This window comes from Yinghuangia seranimata, assembly GCF_029953285.1.
GTDB classification, from domain to species: Bacteria; Actinomycetota; Actinomycetes; order Streptomycetales; family Streptomycetaceae; genus Yinghuangia; species Yinghuangia seranimata.
Genome location: NZ_JASAOI010000007.1, coordinates 109,382 through 127,868, shown reverse-complemented (window position 1 = coordinate 127,868; position 18,487 = coordinate 109,382). Strand labels below are relative to the sequence as shown.

The following is an 18,487-nucleotide window of genomic DNA, read 5'->3' as shown; positions in this document are numbered from 1 at the left end:
GTCCGCGGGCGGTGCAGTTCGCTGGAGGCATGGCGAACTTCCTTGTTATCGGCGGCAGTGGCACGACCGGGCGGCGCATCACGCGTCGGCTCAGGGCAGCGGGGCTGTCGGTCCGTACCGCGTCGCGTACCCGCGGCGACGTCCCCTTCGACCTCGGCGACCCGGCGGGCTGGGCGCCCGCGTTGGACGGAGTGACCGCGGCGTACCTCCTGGAGCCCGAGCTGCGCGCGGGCGTCGACCACCGGGCGCGGATACCGGCGTTCGTGGCCGACGCGGTGGCGGCGGGGGTGTGGCGGCTGGTGCTGCTGTCGGCGTACGGAGTCGGTGAGGCCGCGGACGGTCATCCGCTGAAGACGGCCGAACAGGCGGTCCGCGACTCGGGCGTGGGCTGGACCGTGCTGCGTCCGGACTGGTTCGCGCAGAACTTCAGCGAGAGCTTCTGGCTGCCGGCGGTCCTCGCCGGCGAGGTGGCGCTGCCGACCGGCGACGGGCGTACGCCGTTCATCGACGCCGAGGACATCGCCGAGGTCGCGGCGGCAGCGCTCACCGACGACAAACACGACGGCCGGACGTACCAGCTCACCGGGCCGCGGACGGTCGGCTTCGGGGAAGCGGTGGAACTGATCGGCAAGGCCGCCGGGCGGACGATCACGTACACCGACGTCGACGCCGAAGTCCTGGTCCGGCGCTGGCTCGCGAACGGCGTCCCGGAGGACGTGGCGCGGCTGCTCGCCGGGCTGCTCGTCGACGTCCGCGAAGGCCGGGGCGCCGTGGTCTCCGACGGGGTGGACCAGGCTCTGGGGCGGCCGGCCCGCGCGTTCGAGGACTACGTGGCCGCGGCGGCGGCCACGGGGGTGTGGAACTGATGCACTAACGGGGATGTGGAACTGATGCATTAAGCCGGGCGCGCCGCGACCCGTCCCGTTGACCGCGGGCGGGTCGTGGCGCGTCGCGTCGCCCGCACGGAGTCCCGTCGAGGTACCGGGGGTTGCCAACCTCAGGGGCGTCCGGCCTTCGGGTTTACGGCGTGGTGTACGAAGGCCGGGGGCGTGTTCGTCCACACCACCGGGCTGCGGTGGACCTCGGCGAAGCGCGCCCTCAGGTCGGCGGCCAGGCGACGCGCCGGGGGCGACCAGGCGGCATGGATGTAGGCGAAGGTCGTGAACGCTCCGTCGGGGCGCAGGACCGCGGTGACCGCGTCGAGTGCGGCCGTGCGTTCGTCGGCGCGCATCGCGGCCCACGGGAGCCCGGAGACGACGGCGTCGACCGGGCCGTCGACGAGGTCGACCAGGTCGGCCGCGGACGCGGTGTGCACGTCGACGTCGGGTCCGGCGAAGCGTTCGCGCACCGCCTGGGCGAGGACGGGGTTGAGCTCGACGGCGATCAGCCGGGCGTCCGGGTGCATCCGGGCGCGGATGGCGCCGGTGACCGCGCCTGTCCCGGGGCCGAGTTCGACGACGGTGCGGGCGCTGTGCAGCGCCAGGGGCTCGGTCAGGCGGCGGGCGAGTGCGGCCGAACTGGCGGTGATGGCACCGGTGCGGCGCGGGTGGTGCAGGAACTGCAGGGGGATGGACATGCGACGCAGCCTCGGGCGGGTCGCCGTGACAGGTCGTCAGCGTGGCTGACCTGGCTGGTCCTTCCCCAGGAGGACGCATGATCGACGCCGTGGAGGACGCGGGCGTACGCGCCCGGCGGTTACGTTGCGCTCGTGGACAGGTGTACGCGCTGGTGGCATTCCCATCCGTGGGTGTCGGACGTGCTGCTCGCGACCGCGGTCGCCGTGCCGCCGCGCGTGGGCGCCCATCCCGAGTGGCGGCCTGTGCCGGTCCAGATCGTGGTGATGGCGTTCCTGGTGCTGCCGCTGCTGGCGCGTCGGCGGCACCCGAGGCTGGTGGCCGTCGTTGTCGCGGCGGCCGGTCTCGTGCAGTTCGCCGGCCAGGTGTGGGGCGACGAGATCCAGCGCGGCAACGTCGCGCTGGCCGCCGTGCTCTACACCCTCGTCGTGCGTGGACTGGTGCGCGATGCCGCGCGACTGGCGGCTTTCGCCGCCGGGTTGACGCTGGTGTGGGCCGTGTCCACGTACCCGCAGGTGGACGCCGACGTGCGCGTGATGACGCCCGGCGCGACCGCGCTGCTGTTCGCGTCGGCGGCGCTGCTCGGCGCGTTCAACCGCTCTCGTCGCGAGTACCTGGCCGAGGTGGAACGCCGGGCCCGGCTCGCCGAGTCCGAGCGCGAGGCGCTGGCCCGGGCCGCGGTCGCGGAGGAACGCGCCCGCGTGGCACGGGAGATCCACGACGTGCTGGCGCACAGCGTCTCGGTCATGGTGCTCAACGCGGAAGGGGCGAAGCTCGTCCGGCACGCGGATCCGGCCGCGGTCGACCGTACGTTGGACATCGTCTCCGAAACCGGCCGGGCAGCGCTGCACGACCTGCGTGTGCTGCTGGAGGTCCTGCGGGCGCCCGAGGCCGCCCTCGGTCCGCAGCCCGGATCGCGCGACATAGGCGAACTGGTCGCCCGGTGCTCGCTGGGTCGCGCGCCGATCGACTACACCACCACCGGTGAGTCGGACGGCCTGCCCGCGTCGTTCACGCTCCAGGTCTACCGCGTCGTCCAGGAGGGGCTGACCAACCTGGTCAAGCACGCCGCCCCGGACGCGGCGGGCACCGTGCACGTCGACTTCGGCGCCGCGCACACCGCCGGGCGGCGCGTGCGGATCGAGGTGCGCAACGCGGCGGGGACCGCGGCGCCGGCCGGGCTGCCGTCGGCGGGGCAGGGGCTGCGGGGGCTGGAGGAGCGGGTGGCGATGTTCGGCGGGCGGGTCCATGCGGGGGCGACGTCCGACGGCGGGTTCGCCCTGCGTGCGGACCTGCCGGTCGACCGCGCAGGCGCTGGGAACAGGCCGGTGGCCGCATGACCGACGTGGCCCGTGTCCTGTTGTGCGACGACCAGGAGTTGGTCCGCGTCGGGCTGCGCATGATCATCGGGTCGCAGCCCGACCTCGAGGTGGTCGGCGAGGCCGCGGACGGCGCCGAAGCCGTCGAACTGGCGCGCGAGCTGGCCCCCGACCTGGTGGTGCTCGACGTCCGCATGCCCGGTCTGGACGGCATCGCCGCGACCGAACGGATCTGCGCGCGGGACGACGCGCCGCGCGTGCTGATCGTCACGACCTTCGACCTGGACTCCTACGCGTACGCCGCGCTGCGCGCCGGAGCCGGCGGGTTCGTCGTCAAGGACGCCCCGGCACCCGAACTCCTGGTCGCGGTACGGGGCGTGCTGCGCGGCGACGCGATGGTCGCGCCGTCCGTGATCGGCCGGCTGCTCGAACAGCACCTCACCGGCCTCGCGGACCCGCGCGACCAGGCGCGCCTGAGGATGCTCACCGACCGTGAGCGCGAGGTGCTCGCCCTGGTCGCGGCGGGCCTCACCAACGCCGAGATCGGGGAGCGGCTGCACATCGGGCACACGACGGTGAAGACCCACGTGGGCCGGGTGCTGGCCAAGCTCGACCTCCGTGACCGCATCCACGCGGTCGTGTTCGCCTACGAGTCGGGGCTCGTCCGGCCCGGTGGATAGGCTCGTCCCCTTTATTGGACGGGGGAGGGGCGAACGTGGCGGAATCCGTGCGGGAGCAGGCGGCGTCGGCAGGGCTGGAACCGGCCGAGGTGCTGGTGGCGTACGGGATCGCCGTACCGGCGAAGAGCGCCAAAGGCGTCCGTCTGAACCACTTCAATCCCGACGGACGCGGGCGGCGCGGGGCCGAGTTGGGCGACCGGCTGATGCAGAGCGTCGGGGCGGTCTCCGGGGGCGCGGGCAGCATCGCCGCGTCGATGCCCGAGACCACGGGGGCACTCCTTCTGCGGATCACCGACCGGCGTGTCGGCCTGGTGAACCACATGAACGGCACCCCGGTGTGGGAGGTGCCGCGCGGGTGGGTCGTGCGCGTCGAACGCCGACCCCGGCTCCAGGTGGTGGCGCGGTTCCGCGTCCACTACGCCGACGGGTCCTGGCTCGGCTTCTTCACCATGCGGCGGCGCACGATCGACGAGTTCCAGCGTCATCTCGGCGCCTGAACGCCGCCGCGTTTCCTTGCGTGTGCACGAACAGACCGGCCGGGAGGGGTGCGCAGATGCGCGTGAGGGCTACGAACCCCTCCCTGCCGTCGCGCCATGATCCCGGCACGGGGGAGGGGTCCCAATAGGGCCGAACGGCCCAGGGACCGGGGCCTCTCGGGCCCAATGTCGGGTGCATAGGATCCGACGCAAGGCGGATGTGGCGCGGGACACCTCATCTGAATACGTATCGCCGATGCGTATTTGATAGCGTCCTGGCGTGCGGTTGACGAAGTTCACTGACCTGGCGCTGCGCGCCGTCATGCGCCTTGCCGTGTCCGACGCGGAGGCGGTGGTGACCACGCGTGAGGTCGCCGACGACGTCGCCGTCCCGTACACGCACATGGCCAAGGCCGTCTCGCGGCTGCGCGAACTCGGCGTCGTCGACGCACGCCGGGGCCGCGGCGGCGGCCTTGAGCTCACCGGCCTCGGCCGGTCGGCCACCGTCGGGTGGCTGGTACGGGAGTTGGAGGGGGAGGGTGAGGTCGTTGCGTGCGCAGGCGACCCGCCGTGCCCGCTCCGCGGCGCCTGCCGGTTGCGGCGGGCACTACGCGACGCGCAGGAGGCGTTCTACGCGTCGCTGGACGGGCTGACCGTCGGCGATCTGGTCTCGTCACCCACGGGGCCCGTGCTGATCGGACTGTCCGACCGCACCGAAGACTGACCCGGAGCGCCCTACGAGGGCAGGGCGCATCGGGCCGAAAAATACGAAGATCCTTTACCAAATAAAAGGAGTCACCGTGCTCTCTGAGCAGTCCGTACCGGTCGTCCGCGCCACCCTCCCCGCGGTGGGCGCCGCCCTCGGCGACATCACCCAGCGCTTCTACGCGGGGATGTTCGCGGCCCACCCGGAGCTCCTGCGCGACGTGTTCAACCGCGGCAACCAGGCCAACGGCGAACAGCGCCAGGCCCTGGCCGGATCCATCGCGGCGTTCGCCACCATGCTCGTGGAGCGGCCCGACGCCCGCCCGGACGCCATGCTGGCGCGCATAGCCCACAAGCACGCCGCGCTGGGTGTCACGTCCGAGCAGTACAAGATCGTCCACCAGCACCTCTTCGCCGCCATCGTCGACGTCCTCGGTGACGCCGTCACCCCCGAGGTCGCCGCGGCGTGGGACGAGGTCTACTGGCTGATGGCCAACGCGCTCATCGCCCTCGAGGCCGGGCTGTACCAGGACGCCGGGCGCACCGAAGGCGACATCTGGCAGCGCATGGAGATCGCGGAGCGGCACGAAGAGACCGCCGACGCCGTCTCGTTCGTCCTGCGGCCCGCCGACGGCACCGCCGCGCCGGCGTTCAAGGCCGGGCAGTACGTCAGCGTGCGCGTCGAACTCCCGGACGGTGCACGGCAGATCCGCCAGTACAGCCTGTCCGCGGCGCCCGGTGCCGCGCAGTGGCGCATCACCGTCAAGCGCGTCCGCGGCGGCGTCGGGCCCGAGGGCGAGGTGTCGAGCCGGCTTCATGAGCACGCCCGCGTCGGCGACGTCCTCGACGTGTCCCTGCCGTTCGGCGACCTCGTCCTGCCCGACGGCGACGGCCCGCTGCTGCTGGCCTCGGCGGGCATCGGCATCACCCCGATGCTGTCCATCCTCGACCACCTGGCCGCCGTCGGATCGACCCGACCGGTGACCGTCGTCCACGCCGACCGCGGCCCCGCCGACCACGCCCACCGCGCCGAACAGCGCGACCTCGTCGCCGCCCACCCGGGCGCGACCCTGCACGTCTGGTACGAGGACGCCGCCGACCCCGACACCGACGCGGCCGTCGGCCAGGCCGACCTCGACGCGCTCGAACTCCCGGACGGACTTACGGCGTTCCTGTGCGGCCCGCTCCCGTTCATGCGCGCGGTCCGCGGAGACCTCCTGCGCCGCGGCGTCCCCGCCGAGGCCATCCACTACGAGGTCTTCGGCCCGGACCTCTGGCTCGGGCAGCAGTAGAACCCGTTCGGGCCGGACGCCGGGCATGCTTCGGCGCGGACCTCGGTTCGCGCCGCAACCCGGCGCCCGGCCTCGTGGACGGTCCGGCTTCGGCCCTGACGGCCCCTACGCGTCAGGGCCGAAGACCGTGAACAACGTGTCGATCCGCAACCGCAGTTCGCGGTCCGTCGCCCCCGAAACGACGACCTCGACAAGTCCGTCGTCACGGGAGACGTTCGCGAACCGCATGCGGAGCGACGTCGAGGTGCCCTCCACGACGTAGGCATCCCATGCGTCGAGTTCGTCCTCGTCCGTGCCGCGCAGTCCCGCCGCAACGGCGTCCCAGTCGGTCGGACCGCCGTCCGCGTGCGCGAAGCGCGCCAGCAGGCGCATGAGCCGACCGAGGTCCTCGCGCATAACCCGGCCGCCGAGGTCGTAGTCCGGAGCCTGAGCCCCGTCGGCCGCGCTATCGGAACGCAGTGCCCCGCTGACGGGGTGCTCGTCGTTGAAGTAGACGCGAAGACGCACCCTCAGATCGAGCAGCCGACACACGGACTCGGGGTCGTACGCCGCGAAGGGCAGCTGCAGCACGCGCTTGCGCCCGCTCTCGTCCAGCCGGTACGGCTCCTCAAAGGCACGGTGCCAGCGCTCGACCGCCGGGGTGAACCGCTCGCGAGCGCTGTCCGCGTCAATCCCAAGATATCCGGCGATCTCCTCCCACGAACTCCCGCGCTCCCGCTCGAAGATCACCGCCTCGGCGACGAGCCGCTCGGCACTCTCCCGCACGGCCGCGGCCTCACTGGCCCGCCCGCCCAGTCCCGTCTGATCGTCAAAGCGCGTGATCGCGAGATTCCCCGCCACATCGGCGAGCTCCGCGCTGGTGTCGCTGAGGACCAGACGTGCAAGCGCCGCACGCGTAAAGGCACTTCGGTCAGCGTCATACGGCGTGGTCTCCGTCAAAGCAGGCTGCTCCATGACCCTCGTAGCCCCGCCCGTCGGGACTGCGGCCCCACTCTCGCCCGCCAGCCGGATGAAGCCAACCGCTTTTCCGACGCCCGTGCTGGCGGGAGACGCGGTGGTGACGCGGCTGTCCTGCTGAGACGCGCGGACAGCGCGTGCGGTGCAGGCGTGTGGCCGCGGTCTTACGCGGCGCAGAGGTTGCGGCGGATGGCGTCGATGACGCGGGTGGCCTGGTCGCGGGTGAGCTGGATCTGGTCGTTGCTGAAACTCATCAGCGTCTGGACGAGGAGGTTCTGCGGGTCCCGGTGGCTCGCGAGGGCTCGGCAGGTGCCCAGGCTGTTGAACATCAGCGACATCATGGTGGGGCGTCCGCCGATGATCGCCGGGTCGATCGCGTTCAGGTCCGCGAAATAGGCGGCGACGGCTGCGGAACTCGGCGCCTGTACGCCGGCGGCCTGTGCGGCCTCGGCCAGGTGCATCGAGCCCGTGTCGATGGCGGGCGGAGCGGCTGAGGCGGTGCGGCTCGGGGTGCCGGCGGGTGCGCTCGTCGGGGTGCCGGCGGCCGATTCGGTCTGGAGGCCAGGCGTAGGTGCAGAGCTGGCTGCGGTCGTCGGCATCGCTCCCGCGTCGTCCCCGCCTCCGCATCCCGCGGTGACGAGGGACAGGGCGAAGACGACGCTGACGGTGGCGATGCGGGCGCGCACGGGTGCTCCTGGCTGAGATGTGCAAAGGCGTGAGAACCGCGCCCCGTCCGCAATCCGCCGGAACCATATCGATGGCGTTGTCGGGCGGTGCCTCCGGGGTTGTCAGGGGGTGCGCCGGAGGCCCTGTCGGGGAATCCGGCAGGGCCTCTGAGGGGGCGTTCGGTGGTGGGGTCTCAGACGGGGGTGCGGAGGCGGAAGGCTGTGGTGCTGATCCAGGTCATGGCGGTGGTGACGCCTACGGCCATGGTCAGGGCTCCTGCAGGGGCGCCGGAGAGGGCCCAGGCGTTGCCGGCGATGAGGGCGGCGGCTGCGGTGCGGGAGGCGATGGCGGTGCGGGGTCGGCCGGCGCGGGAGTGGTGGCGGGCGAGGACAAAGCAGGCGGCCGCCAGGGCGGTGAAGGACAGCATTCCGCTGACCATGTGCAGGTTGCTGTGCCAGGACTGGGTGTCCGGGGTGCCGGAGGGCGTGCCGGCCGGGAAGCCGTCCATCGGGTCCATGCGGAAGATGCCGGCGGCCATCATGCCGATGCCGGCGGTCATGACGAGGCGGGGCACCCAGGTCGCGCCCGGTGTGCCGAGGAGGGCGCGGCGCAGGCCGACGGATCCGGCGATGAACAGCGTTCCCGACACCAGGAAGTTCGTGATCTGGATCCAGCCCAGCGAGCCGTTGGCCAGGGCGCTGAGGGGGTGCCGGGTCAGGTCGAACGCGTTTCGGGTGAGGGCTTGGGTGAGGGAGACGACCGCCCAGACGGGTGCGGCCAGGGCGCCGGCGGTCAGCAGGCGTCGAGTCGTGGCCGAGGCGGGGGAGGTGGCTCGGGGGAGGGAGGCGGTGGCGGTGGCGGTGGCGGCGGCGGTGGTCATGGCGTTGGCCTTTCGTGGCGGCGTCGGCGTCGGCGTCGGTTTCGGGGCTTCGGGCTTCGGGCTCCGGGCTTTCGGGCTTCGGGCTCTGGGCTTTCGGCTTTCGGCTTTCGGCTTTCGACCACGCGTCGTCTTGGGGATGTGACAGGGAACGCATCGGGTGCGCGGGCTGCGTTCCCTGTCACATGGGGTCGTTCGACGCACAGGGGAAAGCCCGGCTACGGGTTCGAGCACGAAGGAGACACGGCGATGCGATTCCTGCTGACGAGCACCAGCGACAAGAGCCACGACGAGGCCCTGTTCGCCGAGATGGGCAAGTTCGTCGAGGAGCTGACGAAGACCGGTGTGCTGCTGGCCACCGGCGGGATGGAGCTCGGGGGCAGCTTCATCACGTCGGCCGGCGGCGAGATCACCGTGACCGACGGGCCGTTCACCGAGGCGAAGGAGGCGGTCGGCGGGTACGCGCTGATCGAGGTGCAGTCGAAGGAGGAGGCGATGGAGCTGTCCCGGCGCTTCCTCAAGATCATCGGTGACGGCGAGACCCTCATGCGCCAGCTCTTCTGAGAGTCGGGGTCGGCTACGGTGACGGGCACCGCCCTGGCTTGCACAGCGGCTCGGGCGGTGCTCTGATCGTGCGCGTGACGGCCCCGGGCGCCCATAGCGCGATCGACGCGGTGTGGAAGTTCGAGTCCGCGCGCATCATCGCCGGGCTGACCCGGATGGTCCACGACGTGGGTCTCGCCGAGGAGCTCGCGCAGGACGCGCTGGTCGCGGCGTTGGAGCAGTGGCCCACGCAGGGCGTCCCGGACAACCCCGGCGCCTGGCTCATGACCGCGGCCAAGCGGCGCGCCGTCGACCACTTCCGCCGCAGCGAGCGGATGGCGCGCAAGCACGGTGAGTTCGCCCGCACGCTGGAACAACAGGGAGCGGAGGAGCGGGACTTCGAGGAACGCGTGGACGACGACGTCCTGCGCCTGATGTTCGTCTCCTGCCACCCCGTGCTGCCCGCCGACGCCCGAGCCGCCCTGACGCTCCGGCTCCTGGGCGGCCTGACCGCCGCGGAGATCGCGAGCGCGTTCCTGGTGTCGGAGCAGGCCGTCGCGCAGCGCATCGCCCGGGCCAAGCGGGTCCTCGCCGAGGAGCGCATCCCGTTCGAACTCCCGCCGGGCCCCGAACTCGCGGGACGGCTCTCGTCGGTGCTCGAGGTCATCTACCTGATCTTCAACGAGGGCTACACGGCGACGTCCGGCGACGACCTTATGCGTCCGTCGCTGTGCCTTGAGGCGCTGCGCCTGGGGCGGTTGCTCGCCGAACTGGCGCCGCGCCAGGCCGAGGTCCACGGCCTGGTCGCGCTGATGGAGATCCAGGCGTCGCGCGGCGCGGCGCGCACCGGCCCTTCCGGTGAGCCCGTCCAGCTCCACGAGCAGAACCGCGCTCGGTGGGACCAGCTCCTGATCCGGCGCGGGTTCGCGGCGATGCTGCGGGCCCGCGAGGTCGGCGGGCCGCCGGGGCCGTACGTCCTCCAGGCCGCCATCGCCGTCTCGCACGCCCAGGCGAGGACCGCGGACGAGACGGACTGGCGGCAGATCGCGGCGCTGTACGACGCGCTGATCCGCCTGGTGCCGTCCCCCGTCGTCCAGCTCAACCGCGCGGTCGCCCTGGGCATGGCGTACGGTCCGCAGGCGGGGTTGGACGTGGTCGACACGCTCACCGCCGATCCGGCGCTCAAGGACTACCACCTGCTGTCCGTCGTCCGCGGCGACCTGCTGACCAGGCTCGGGCGCCACGCCGAGGCCGCGCCGGAGTTCGAACGCGCGGCCGCGCTCACCCGCAACGCGCCCGAACGGGCCTTCCTCCTGCGCCGCGCGGCCGACGCCCCGACCCGGACGGCGGGCGTCACCCTGGGCGGGGCCGTCCGCGACTTCCTCGCCCGCGAGGACCTCGGCGCCGCGACGGTCCGGTCGTACGGCCAGACCCTGCACCGGCTGTGCCTCGACCTCGGGCCGCGGACCGCGTTGGCCGACGTGACCGCCGGTCAGGTGGGCCGGGTCTTCGCCGTCACGTGGGGCGCCACGGCGGCCCCGACGTGGAACCGCCACCGCGCGGCGGTCCGCTCCTTCTCGTCCTGGGCGTCCGTGGCAGACCTGGCGGCCGACGTGGAGCGGCGACTCGAGGACCGCACGGGGCGACCGGCCCTGGGGGCCGGGCAACTCGACGCCCTGTGGCGGATGCCCGCGGTGCCGCTACGCGAACGAACGCTCTGGCGGATCGTGTTCGAGTCGGGCGCCGGCGCCGCGAAGGTGCTGTCCGTCAACGTCGAAGACCTCGACCTCACGGCCCGCTGCGCCCGCGTCACGGCCGAGGGCCGAACGGCTTCCGTCCCGGTCTCCTGGCGCTCCGGCGCCGCCCGCCTGCTGCCCGCCCTGGTCGGCGGCCGCACCCGAGGACCGCTCTTCCTGGCGGACCGCAGACCCGCCCCGGCCAGGACGCCCGCCCCCGCCGACCTGTGCCCCGACACAGGCCGCGGCCGACTCTCCTACGAGCGCGCCGAGTACCTCTTCAAACAGGCCACCAAGCACCTCGACCCCACCGGCACCGGCTACACGCTCAGCCAACTCGCGACGTCCCGACGCCGGCTCTGACACCGCACTCCCGCTCACAGGGGGAGCGGCTCGACGAAGGGCCCGCCGGGCAGCCTCACGGCCGCGCGGTACGAGTAGTCGTACGCGGTGTTACCGCCGAGCATGCCCTCACCCGCGCAGTACCCGCAGCGCCACTCGACCCGCGTGGAGTCGGCCGGAAACGTGTTACCGAGGACGCCCTCAAGTCGGCCCCGGCCGGGTTCTCCGGTGTCGGGTCGGGCAGTCCGAGTGCGCGACGCACATCGGATTCGGAGGTGCCCACGGTTCCTCCCGAGCGGGCGGGTGAGCCGGTGCAGGCGTGCGCCCCGGCACGTAGGCGGTGCTGAGCGTCGGGGAGCGGGCGGGCGTATGCCGAGGTGGGGGGTGGGGGCGCCGTTCGGGACTGGCCTCGGCGGGCTGGGCGAGGTTTCATCGAAGGTGCAGGACGGCGGCGGCGTGAGGTCCGACAGGCCTCGTCGTCGCGGTGGTGCGGTGCCGGGTGGGTGCCGCGTGTGAGGTTGGGAGTGGACGGTGCGGGCCACGTTCCGGCTCGGGCGGATCCTCGGGGTGCGGGTCGGGGTGCACTGGAGCGTCGCGGTCATTTTCGGGGTGATCGCGATCGGGTTGGCGCGCAGCCGGCTGCCGGACGCGCATCCCGGGCACTCGACGGAGGCCTACTGGACGGTGGGCCTGCTGACGGCCGCCGTGTTCTTCGGTTGCCTGCTCGCGCACGAGCTGGCGCACGCCGTGGTGGCGCGGCGGAACGGGGTCGACGTCGACGACATCGTCCTGTGGCTGCTCGGCGGCGTCGCACGGCTCAGGGGCGAGGCGGCGACCCCGGGCGCGGAGCTGCGGATCGCCGGGGTCGGGCCGTTGGTGAGCCTCCTGCTGGGCGGGGTGTTCGCCCTGGGCGCGTGGACGGCGGACACGGCTTCCGGAGCGGGCCTGGCCGTCGACGCGCTGGTCTGGCTCGCGGTCATCAACGTCGCGCTGGCGGTGTTCAACGCGATTCCCGCCGCGCCGTTGGACGGCGGCCGGCTCCTGCGCGCGCTGCTGTGGTGGCGTACCGGAGACCGGCTGCGCGCGACCACCGGTGCCGCGACGGCGGGTCGTGCCTTCGGGTGGCTGCTGGTGGCCCTCGGCCTGTTCCTCTTCATCCGCGGCACCACGTTCAGCGGGCTGTGGCTGGCGGCGATCGGCTGGTTCCTGGTCGCGGCGGCGACGATGGAGGCCCGCCAGGCGGAGGTGCGGGCGACGCTCGGCCAGATCCCCGTGCGCAACGCCATGACGCGCGAGCCCGTGACCGTGCCGGACTCGGCCACCGTCGCCGAGTTCCTCCTCGGCGACGCCTACCGCTACCGGCACTCCGCATACCCGGTGACCGACCAGGCCGGCGCCCCGCTCGGCCTGCTGACGCTGCACGCCGCGCAGCACGTGCCCGAGTACCGGCGCGGCGCGGTGACCGTGGGAGCGGTCATGCTGCCCCTCGCGCAGGTCGCCGTGGTCGGCCCCGACGAGCCGCTGCGGGACCTGCTGCCCCGGCTCGAACCGGGGCCCGAGCACCGGGTGCTGGTGATCGACGAGGGCCGGCTCCTCGGCGTGCTGTCCGGGTCGGACGTCACGCGCATGGTCACGTGGCTGACGACGACCGACCCCCGGCGCCGCGGGAGTTGAGCACGGCCGCGGAGGTCAGCTCGGTCGGCCGAGTCCCGCGACGAGGAGCGCGACCAGGGGGCGGGCGTCGTAGCGGGGGTCGCTGTCGGCGCCGATGCAGAGGTTCCCGATGCCGCGCATGAGCTCCCAGCTGTCCACCCGTGGGCCGGACTGGTTCACCGACCCCTACGTCCACAGCTCCGCGGGCAAGACCCTGCTCACGCTGTTCGGCGCCGAGCACTCCCTCGGCGGGATCGCCGGGTACGAGGTCGCCGAGACGACCGACGAGAACCCCGCCCGGGTCGCCCTGCTCCAGCGGCTCACCACGGCCTACCTGCGCAGCGCCCTCGACCGCGACGACACCGCCTGGAAGGCGGCCGCCGCCGCGCTGGAGGGGGAATCCGACCCCCTGGGGCGGCTGCGGAGCAAGTAGCCCGAGGCCCGGGTTCGCGGTGTCGAGGCGCCCCGACAGCGTGCGGCGACCGGCCCGAAATCGGCGCGGCCAGGGGCCGCTTTGGTGCAGGGATGTCGGAGTAGGGCCCTATGGCCCTATCGTCAGGCGATCGTAGGGTCGAAGCTCGCGACGAAGCGGGCACGACGTGGCCGCGGACGGCATGAGAGGCGTGCAGTGTCGGTCAAGAACATCACGGTCGCTGTCACCGGAATGGCACAGGGCTTCGCCGCGGGCGCGCGGACGAGGGTGGCCTCGGTGGCGCTCAGCGCGGACGCGCTCGTGGAGAACGTGCGGGTCCGGCTCACCGGCGCGAGCGACCCCACCCGGGCGGGGCTCGTGCAGATCGGCGCCGAGGTCGACGGGCGCCGCGTGCGCGTGCAGTGTTCGGCGGCGGGTGTCGGCGCCGCGGCGGAGCGGGCGGCGGACGCCCTGCGCCAGCGGATCGCCGACGTGACCGGCCCGTGGCGTCCCCGGCCGTGGCCGTGGACCTCGGCCGCCGCCGCGCCGGCCGCGTCGGCGACGCTGCCGCCGGGCCAGGCCCGTATCGCGCGGGTGAAGACGCCCACCCTGGTGTGGTGTTCGCCGGACGCCGCGGCCCAGACCATGGACGCGATGGACTACGACATCCACCTCTTCGTCGACCCCGACACCGAGACCGAGGCCGTCGTCTACCGCGTAGGCCCCACCGGCTACCGCGTGGCCCGCACCGTCGCCGCCGGCCCGCCGAAGGACAACCGCGGCATCCCGTGGACGCTGCAGCCCGGCGCGGCGAACCGACTCACCGACGAACAGGCCGTGGACCGGCTGGAGAAGGCCCGTCTGCCGCACCTGTTCTACGCGGACCCGGACACCGGCTTCGGCCGCGTCCTCTACCGCCGCTTCGACGGCCACTACGGGCTCCTCAGGCCCGCCGGCGGCCTGGCCTAGGCACAGCAGCCCGACGCGACAGCACGCGTGCCCCGGGAGGGGACGGCACGGTAACCATGGCTGCGTTCGCCCGTGCCGCCCCCTGCCGGGGCACGCCCACGTCGGACCCCGAGCCCAGGGGTACAGCCAGCTGTACTCCCACAGCGGCGATCACATTCGCATACTGATCGTCATGCACGGAACGAAAGCGCTGCGCGCCGGCGCCTACCTGATCGGCAACCTGTTCGCCGCACTCGGCGGTCTGTTCCTCCTGCCCCACCCGGTGACCGGCTGGGCGAACCGGCGGCGGTCGGCCGCGCGGCGGTGGCTCGGCGCGGAGATCGACGCGTCGCCGACCACGCGGCGCATGCTGGCGCTCAACGCGCTGACGGGCGTTCCCGCGGGCCTGCTGGCACTCCTCGTCCTCGGCAACCTCGTCGAAGGCCTGATCGGAATGACCCTGTGGTGGGCGTTCCCGGCCGACAACGGCCCGCATCTGTGGGTCGACGTGGCGATCGACGGCTGGGCCGACGCGGTGTTCCTCGGCGGTCTCCAGGCCGTCGTCCTCGGCGCCGCCGCCTACTACGTGCTGCCGCCGCTCGCCCGCCTGCAGTCCCGCGTCCTCGAACCGTCGCAGAAGGAGCGGATGACGGCGCGCGTGGAGACGCTGACGCAGACCCGGGCCGACGTCGTCGACGCGCACGGCGCGGAGCTGCGCCGGATCGAACGCGACCTGCACGACGGCGCCCAGGGCCGCCTCGTCGCGATGACGATGCAGCTCGCCCTGGCGCGGCAGGCGGTCCGCGACGAGCCGGACGCCGCCGAGAACCTCATCGAGAACGCGCACGCCAGCGCCGAGGCCGCGCTGTCCGAACTCCGCGACGTGGTGCGCACGATCTACCCGCCGATCCTCGCCGACCGCGGACTGTCCGGGGCGTTGAGCGCCGTCGTCGCGCGGTCGGGCGTGCCCGCCCGGCTCGACATGGGCGAACTGGGCGCCGTACCCGTCGCGGTCGAGACCGCCGCCTACTTCACGGTCGTCGAGTCGCTGACGAACGCGGCCAAGCACAGCGGCGCTTCCTCCGCGACCGTCACCGTCGAACGCGAGGCCGACCGCCTGCGGATCCGCGTCACCGACGACGGGGAGGGCGGCGCCGACGAGGACCGCGGCACCGGCCTGGCCGGCATACGCCGCCGCGCGATGGCGCTCGACGGCGAGATGACCGTCGACAGCCCGGCCGGCGGCCCGAGCGTCATCACCGTGGAGCTGCCGTGCGCCTCGTGATCGCAGAAGACAACGTGCTGCTCGCCGAGGGCCTGCAGCTCATCCTCGCCAAGCACGGATTCGAGGTCGCCCACGTCGCCGAGACGGCCGACGGCCTGCTCGCGGCGGTGGAGGAGCACGAGCCGCAGGCGGCCATCGTGGACGTGCGCCTGCCGCCGTCCTTCCGCGACGAGGGCCTCCAAGCGGCGATCGCCATACGCCGGAAGCGGACGGACTTCCCGATCCTGGTCCTGTCGCAGTACATCGAACAGGCGTACGCGACCGAGCTGCTGTCCACCGGCCACCAGGGCGTCGGCTACCTGCTGAAGGACCGGGTGGGCCGGGTCACCGAATTCATCGACGCCCTGCACAAGGTCGCGGCGGGCGGCATGGCGCTCGACGCCGAGGTCATCGCGCAGGTCGTCCGCCGCCGGGACGACCCCCTGACGACGCTGACCGCGCGCGAGCGGCAGGTCCTCGGCCTGATGGCCGAGGGCCTCGACAACTCCACCATCGCCGGGCGCCTGGTGGTGTCGGACAACGCCGTGCACAAGCACATCGGCAACATCTTCGCCAAGCTGGGCCTGGCCGCGGGCGACTCCGGCCACCGCCGGGTGCTCGCCGTCCTGACCTATCTGGACGCGACGCCGCGCTGACGCACCGAAGGCGGCGTCACCGCCCGGGAACGGGCACCACCGTGACCGGGCACGTCGCGTGGCGCAGCACGTAGTGCGCGGTCGGGCCGACCCGCAGCGGGAACGGGCCGCGGTGCCGGTGCGCGCCGACCACCAGCATCGCGGCCTCCGCGGACGCGTCGGCCAGCACCCGCCCGGTGGGACCCTCCACGGTCGAGGGCTCGATACGCGCGCCGGGGAACCGCCCGCGGGCGGCGTCGACCGCGTTGCCCAGCACCGCGTCGCGGGCGGCCAGCATCTCGCGGGCGTCGGTCAACAGCGGCATCGCGAGCTCGGGCGCGAAGCCGGAGACCGGGAGCGACCACGCGTGCACCGCCAGGACGTCCCCGCCGCTCTCCGCCGCGTACGTCACGGCGAAGTCCAGCACCGGCGCGTCCGACGCCTCGGCCACGCCCACCACGACGGTCGCGGACGGCGACACCGGGCCGCCCGGCGGCACGACCACCACGGGGCACGGGGCGTGCGCGGCGACCCGGTGCGAGACCGAGCCGAGCAGCGCGTCGGCGACCGCGCCGTGCCCGCGCCGGCCCACGACCAGCATGGCCGTGTCGTGGGCGTGGTCGAGCAGGGCCTCAGCGGGGGACGTCTCGGCCATGAGCGTCTGCACGGCCAGCCCGGGGTGCTGCTCGCGCACGCGCGCCGACGCGCCGTCCAGGATCGTGTGGACCGCCTGGTGCAGTTCCTCGCGGTGCCGGCCGAGCAGCGCGTGCGGCACGGCCGAGAGCAGCCGCAGCTCCCGGCCCGAGCGCGCCGCGTGCTGCGCCGCCCACGCCAACGCCCGTTGGGCGTCGAGGGAGCCGTCGTAGCCGACCAGGATCGCCGACGGTGCCGGTGCGGACATGGTCTCCTCCTTGGCTCGTCCTCCAGCGCATCGCGCTGCGGCCGACGGCGGCAGGGCCGAACGGCCCGAACCCGCCACTACCCGGCCGGGCGCGGATTCGCCCGACCCCTTCGCGTTCCCACCCGAACGGGCGCACGGCGGCGGCCGTTCGGCCTCACCCGCCGCTCCCGCGCCGATCCGCTCACACCTCGCGCGGGCGGCCGGTCGCGACGGCGGGCACACGGTCACGGCCTCCTCCGCGCACGACGGTCGCGGTGAACACCGTGGTGGCCAACGCCGTGGCGGACAGCAGCAGGAACCCCCACATGTACGTGCCGTCGGCCCCGTAGATCGCCCCCATGACCAGCGGCGGGAAGAAGCCCCCCATGCCGCCCGCGGCGCCCACGATCCCGGTCACCGCGCCGACCTGCTCGGCCGGCACGCGCCGCGCCACGAGCGCGAACGTCGCGCCCGAGCCGGCCCCCAGTGCCGCGGCCATGCCCAGGAACACCGCGGTGCCCAGCGGCACGAGCCCGGGCCGCGCCGCCGCGACTGCCGCCAGCAGCGTGACCGCGGCCGTGCACGCGGTCAGCACGCTCTCGGGCCGCCACCGGTCCGACAGCCAGCCGCCGACGGGGCGCATCGCCACGGCGAGCACGACGAAGCCCGCGGTGCGCATGGACGCGTCCGACTTGCCGAGGTCGTAGGCGTTGGTCAGGTAGGTGGGCAGGTACACGCTGAACGCGACGAAGCCTCCGAACACCACGGCGTACAGCAGCGCGAGCGGCCACGTGGCCCGCATCCGCGCGACCGCGAGCGCACGCCCGACCCACGACCCCTGCGGCACGGCACGCCCGGGGTTGTCGCGCAGCAGCAGGGCCGCCGCCACCGCGTACACGGCCAGGACCGCGGCGACCACGTCGAACGGGAAGGCGCGGCCCATCGCGTCGGACATCCGGACCGTGGTGAAGGCGGAGACGGCGCTGCCGCCCATCCCGATGCCGAACACGCCGAGCGCGGTGCCGCGCCGCTCGGCCGGGTACCACGCGTTGATCAGAGGCACCCCCACCGCGAACGTCGTGCCGCCCAACCCGAGCAGAAACCCGCCGACGAGGAACTCCGGCAGGGAGTCGGCGACATGCCCGAGGTAGAGCACCGGAGCGATGGTCAGCCCGGCGACCAGCGGGAACATCCGCCGGGCCCCGACGCGGTCGGTCAGCGCGCCGACCGGCACGCGGGCGAGCGAGCCGACGACCACGGGCACCGCGACCAGCAGCGCCTGTTGGAACGAGGTCAGGCCCAGGTCCTTGCGCAGAGCCGGGCCCAGTGGTGCGAGCAGCGCCCAGGCCCAGAAGCCGACCGTGAAGCCGGCCGTGGCCAGGGCGAGCATGCTGTGGGCGGTGCGCGACGAAGCGGAAGCGGCTGCTTGCGGCTTCACGGACGTCCCCTTTCCGGGCGGGAGTTCGGACGCAGGGGCCGACCCGGACCAACGGCGGCGGCTCCCGCTCGGGTCGACACGGAGGAGCTG

At 73.5% G+C, this 18,487-nt stretch carries 18 protein-coding genes and 2 pseudogenes; 13 read left to right on the top strand and 7 right to left on the bottom strand.

The window, feature by feature from the left end; translation table 11 throughout:
* Positions 1-29: 29 nt before the first annotated feature.
* The gene (locus tag QI554_RS04930) at positions 30-866 is read left to right on the top strand and encodes an NAD(P)H-binding protein (protein WP_281466222.1); all 837 of its coding nucleotides are present in this window, start codon (positions 30-32) and stop codon (positions 864-866) included.
* 131 nt (positions 867-997) lie between these two features.
* On the opposite strand, the gene QI554_RS04925 is transcribed toward QI554_RS04930, so the two are convergent.
* Positions 998-1,576 carry a class I SAM-dependent methyltransferase gene (locus QI554_RS04925; protein ID WP_281466219.1) on the bottom strand — a complete coding sequence of 193 codons (579 nt, stop codon included), beginning with the start codon at positions 1,574-1,576 and terminating at the stop codon, positions 998-1,000.
* A gap of 132 nt (positions 1,577-1,708) precedes the next feature.
* Between QI554_RS04925 and QI554_RS04920 the strand changes: the two genes are divergently transcribed.
* From QI554_RS04920 to QI554_RS04900, 5 genes are all read left to right on the top strand, one after another.
* Positions 1,709-2,914, top strand: a complete 1,206-nt coding sequence (locus QI554_RS04920; RefSeq protein WP_425527913.1) for a sensor histidine kinase — start codon at positions 1,709-1,711, stop codon at positions 2,912-2,914.
* The gene (locus QI554_RS04915; protein ID WP_281466215.1) at positions 2,911-3,573 is read left to right on the top strand and encodes a response regulator; all 663 of its coding nucleotides are present in this window, start codon (positions 2,911-2,913) and stop codon (positions 3,571-3,573) included. Before QI554_RS04920 ends, QI554_RS04915 begins: the two co-directional genes overlap by 4 nt.
* Before the next feature lie 35 nt (positions 3,574-3,608).
* On the top strand, positions 3,609-4,070 hold the full coding sequence (locus tag QI554_RS04910) for a hypothetical protein (RefSeq protein ID WP_281466213.1): 462 nt from the start codon (positions 3,609-3,611) through the stop codon (positions 4,068-4,070).
* A 259-nt stretch (positions 4,071-4,329) separates the two neighbouring features.
* Positions 4,330-4,773, top strand: coding sequence for an RrF2 family transcriptional regulator (locus QI554_RS04905; protein ID WP_281466211.1), 444 nt, complete (start codon positions 4,330-4,332; stop codon positions 4,771-4,773).
* 76 nt (positions 4,774-4,849) lie between these two features.
* Entirely contained in the window at positions 4,850-6,046 is a 1,197-nt protein-coding gene (locus tag QI554_RS04900; protein ID WP_281466209.1) for a globin domain-containing protein, read from the top strand.
* Positions 6,047-6,151: 105 nt separating this feature from the next.
* On the opposite strand, the gene QI554_RS04895 is transcribed toward QI554_RS04900, so the two are convergent.
* The 3 genes from QI554_RS04895 to QI554_RS04885 all read right to left on the bottom strand — a co-directional run bounded on the left by QI554_RS04895 (position 6,152) and on the right by QI554_RS04885 (position 8,549).
* Positions 6,152-6,985 carry a hypothetical protein gene (locus QI554_RS04895; protein WP_281466208.1) on the bottom strand — a complete coding sequence of 278 codons (834 nt, stop codon included), beginning with the start codon at positions 6,983-6,985 and terminating at the stop codon, positions 6,152-6,154.
* 182 nt (positions 6,986-7,167) lie between these two features.
* Positions 7,168-7,689, bottom strand: coding sequence for a hypothetical protein (locus tag QI554_RS04890; RefSeq protein WP_281466206.1), 522 nt, complete (start codon positions 7,687-7,689; stop codon positions 7,168-7,170).
* Between the two features lie 173 nt (positions 7,690-7,862).
* Positions 7,863-8,549 (bottom strand): DUF998 domain-containing protein, encoded by a 687-nt coding sequence (locus tag QI554_RS04885; RefSeq protein WP_281466204.1) that lies wholly within the window; start codon positions 8,547-8,549, stop codon positions 7,863-7,865.
* Between the two features lie 246 nt (positions 8,550-8,795).
* On the opposite strand from QI554_RS04885, the gene QI554_RS04880 reads away from it, so the two are divergent.
* The 3 genes from QI554_RS04880 to QI554_RS04870 all read left to right on the top strand — a co-directional run bounded on the left by QI554_RS04880 (position 8,796) and on the right by QI554_RS04870 (position 12,841).
* Positions 8,796-9,110, top strand: coding sequence for a YciI family protein (locus tag QI554_RS04880; RefSeq protein WP_281466202.1), 315 nt, complete (start codon positions 8,796-8,798; stop codon positions 9,108-9,110).
* Between the two features lie 74 nt (positions 9,111-9,184).
* A complete protein-coding gene (locus QI554_RS04875; protein ID WP_281466200.1) occupies positions 9,185-11,188 on the top strand; it encodes a sigma-70 family RNA polymerase sigma factor in 2,004 nt (667 codons plus the stop codon).
* 510 nt (positions 11,189-11,698) lie between these two features.
* Positions 11,699-12,841 carry a site-2 protease family protein gene (locus QI554_RS04870; RefSeq protein ID WP_281466198.1) on the top strand — a complete coding sequence of 381 codons (1,143 nt, stop codon included), beginning with the start codon at positions 11,699-11,701 and terminating at the stop codon, positions 12,839-12,841.
* Positions 12,842-12,856: 15 nt separating this feature from the next.
* Here the strand turns inward: QI554_RS04870 and QI554_RS04865 are convergent.
* Positions 12,857-12,970: pseudogene (locus QI554_RS04865) on the bottom strand (TetR family transcriptional regulator); the annotation flags it as partial.
* On the opposite strand from QI554_RS04865, the pseudogene QI554_RS04860 reads away from it, so the two are divergent.
* The 4 genes and pseudogenes from QI554_RS04860 to QI554_RS04845 form a co-directional block, all read left to right on the top strand.
* Positions 12,966-13,253 (top strand): annotated as a pseudogene (locus QI554_RS04860) (chlorophyllase); the annotation flags it as partial. The pseudogenes QI554_RS04865 and QI554_RS04860 sit on opposite strands and share 5 nt — an antisense overlap.
* Before the next feature lie 195 nt (positions 13,254-13,448).
* The gene (locus QI554_RS04855) at positions 13,449-14,201 is read left to right on the top strand and encodes a sigma 54 modulation/S30EA ribosomal C-terminal domain-containing protein (RefSeq protein WP_281466196.1); all 753 of its coding nucleotides are present in this window, start codon (positions 13,449-13,451) and stop codon (positions 14,199-14,201) included.
* Positions 14,202-14,373: 172 nt separating this feature from the next.
* Entirely contained in the window at positions 14,374-15,465 is a 1,092-nt protein-coding gene (locus tag QI554_RS04850; RefSeq protein WP_281466194.1) for a sensor histidine kinase, read from the top strand.
* Entirely contained in the window at positions 15,453-16,100 is a 648-nt protein-coding gene (locus QI554_RS04845) for a response regulator (RefSeq protein WP_281466192.1), read from the top strand. Before QI554_RS04850 ends, QI554_RS04845 begins: the two co-directional genes overlap by 13 nt.
* A 16-nt stretch (positions 16,101-16,116) precedes the next feature.
* Here the strand turns inward: QI554_RS04845 and QI554_RS04840 are convergent, their stop codons facing one another.
* Positions 16,117-16,980, bottom strand: a complete 864-nt coding sequence (locus tag QI554_RS04840; protein ID WP_281466190.1) for a universal stress protein — start codon at positions 16,978-16,980, stop codon at positions 16,117-16,119.
* A gap of 181 nt (positions 16,981-17,161) precedes the next feature.
* Positions 17,162-18,349 (bottom strand): MFS transporter, encoded by a 1,188-nt coding sequence (locus QI554_RS04835; RefSeq protein ID WP_281466431.1) that lies wholly within the window; start codon positions 18,347-18,349, stop codon positions 17,162-17,164.
* Positions 18,350-18,487 lie beyond the last annotated feature (138 nt).

Bases quoted from the DNA above. Each gene is read 5' to 3' on its own strand.
- QI554_RS04930 (WP_281466222.1), top strand. From the start codon at position 30: ATGGCGAACTTCCTTGTTATCGGCGGCAGTGGCACGACCGGGCGGCGC.
- QI554_RS04925 (WP_281466219.1), bottom strand. From the start codon at position 1,576: ATGTCCATCCCCCTGCAGTTCCTGCACCACCCGCGCCGCACCGGTGCC.
- QI554_RS04915 (WP_281466215.1), top strand. From the start codon at position 2,911: ATGACCGACGTGGCCCGTGTCCTGTTGTGCGACGACCAGGAGTTGGTC.
- QI554_RS04885 (WP_281466204.1), bottom strand. From the start codon at position 8,549: ATGACCACCGCCGCCGCCACCGCCACCGCCACCGCCTCCCTCCCCCGA.
- QI554_RS04880 (WP_281466202.1), top strand. From the start codon at position 8,796: ATGCGATTCCTGCTGACGAGCACCAGCGACAAGAGCCACGACGAGGCC.
- QI554_RS04850 (WP_281466194.1), top strand. From the start codon at position 14,374: ATGCACGGAACGAAAGCGCTGCGCGCCGGCGCCTACCTGATCGGCAAC.
- QI554_RS04840 (WP_281466190.1), bottom strand. From the start codon at position 16,980: ATGTCCGCACCGGCACCGTCGGCGATCCTGGTCGGCTACGACGGCTCC.
- QI554_RS04835 (WP_281466431.1), bottom strand. From the start codon at position 18,349: ATGCTCGCCCTGGCCACGGCCGGCTTCACGGTCGGCTTCTGGGCCTGG.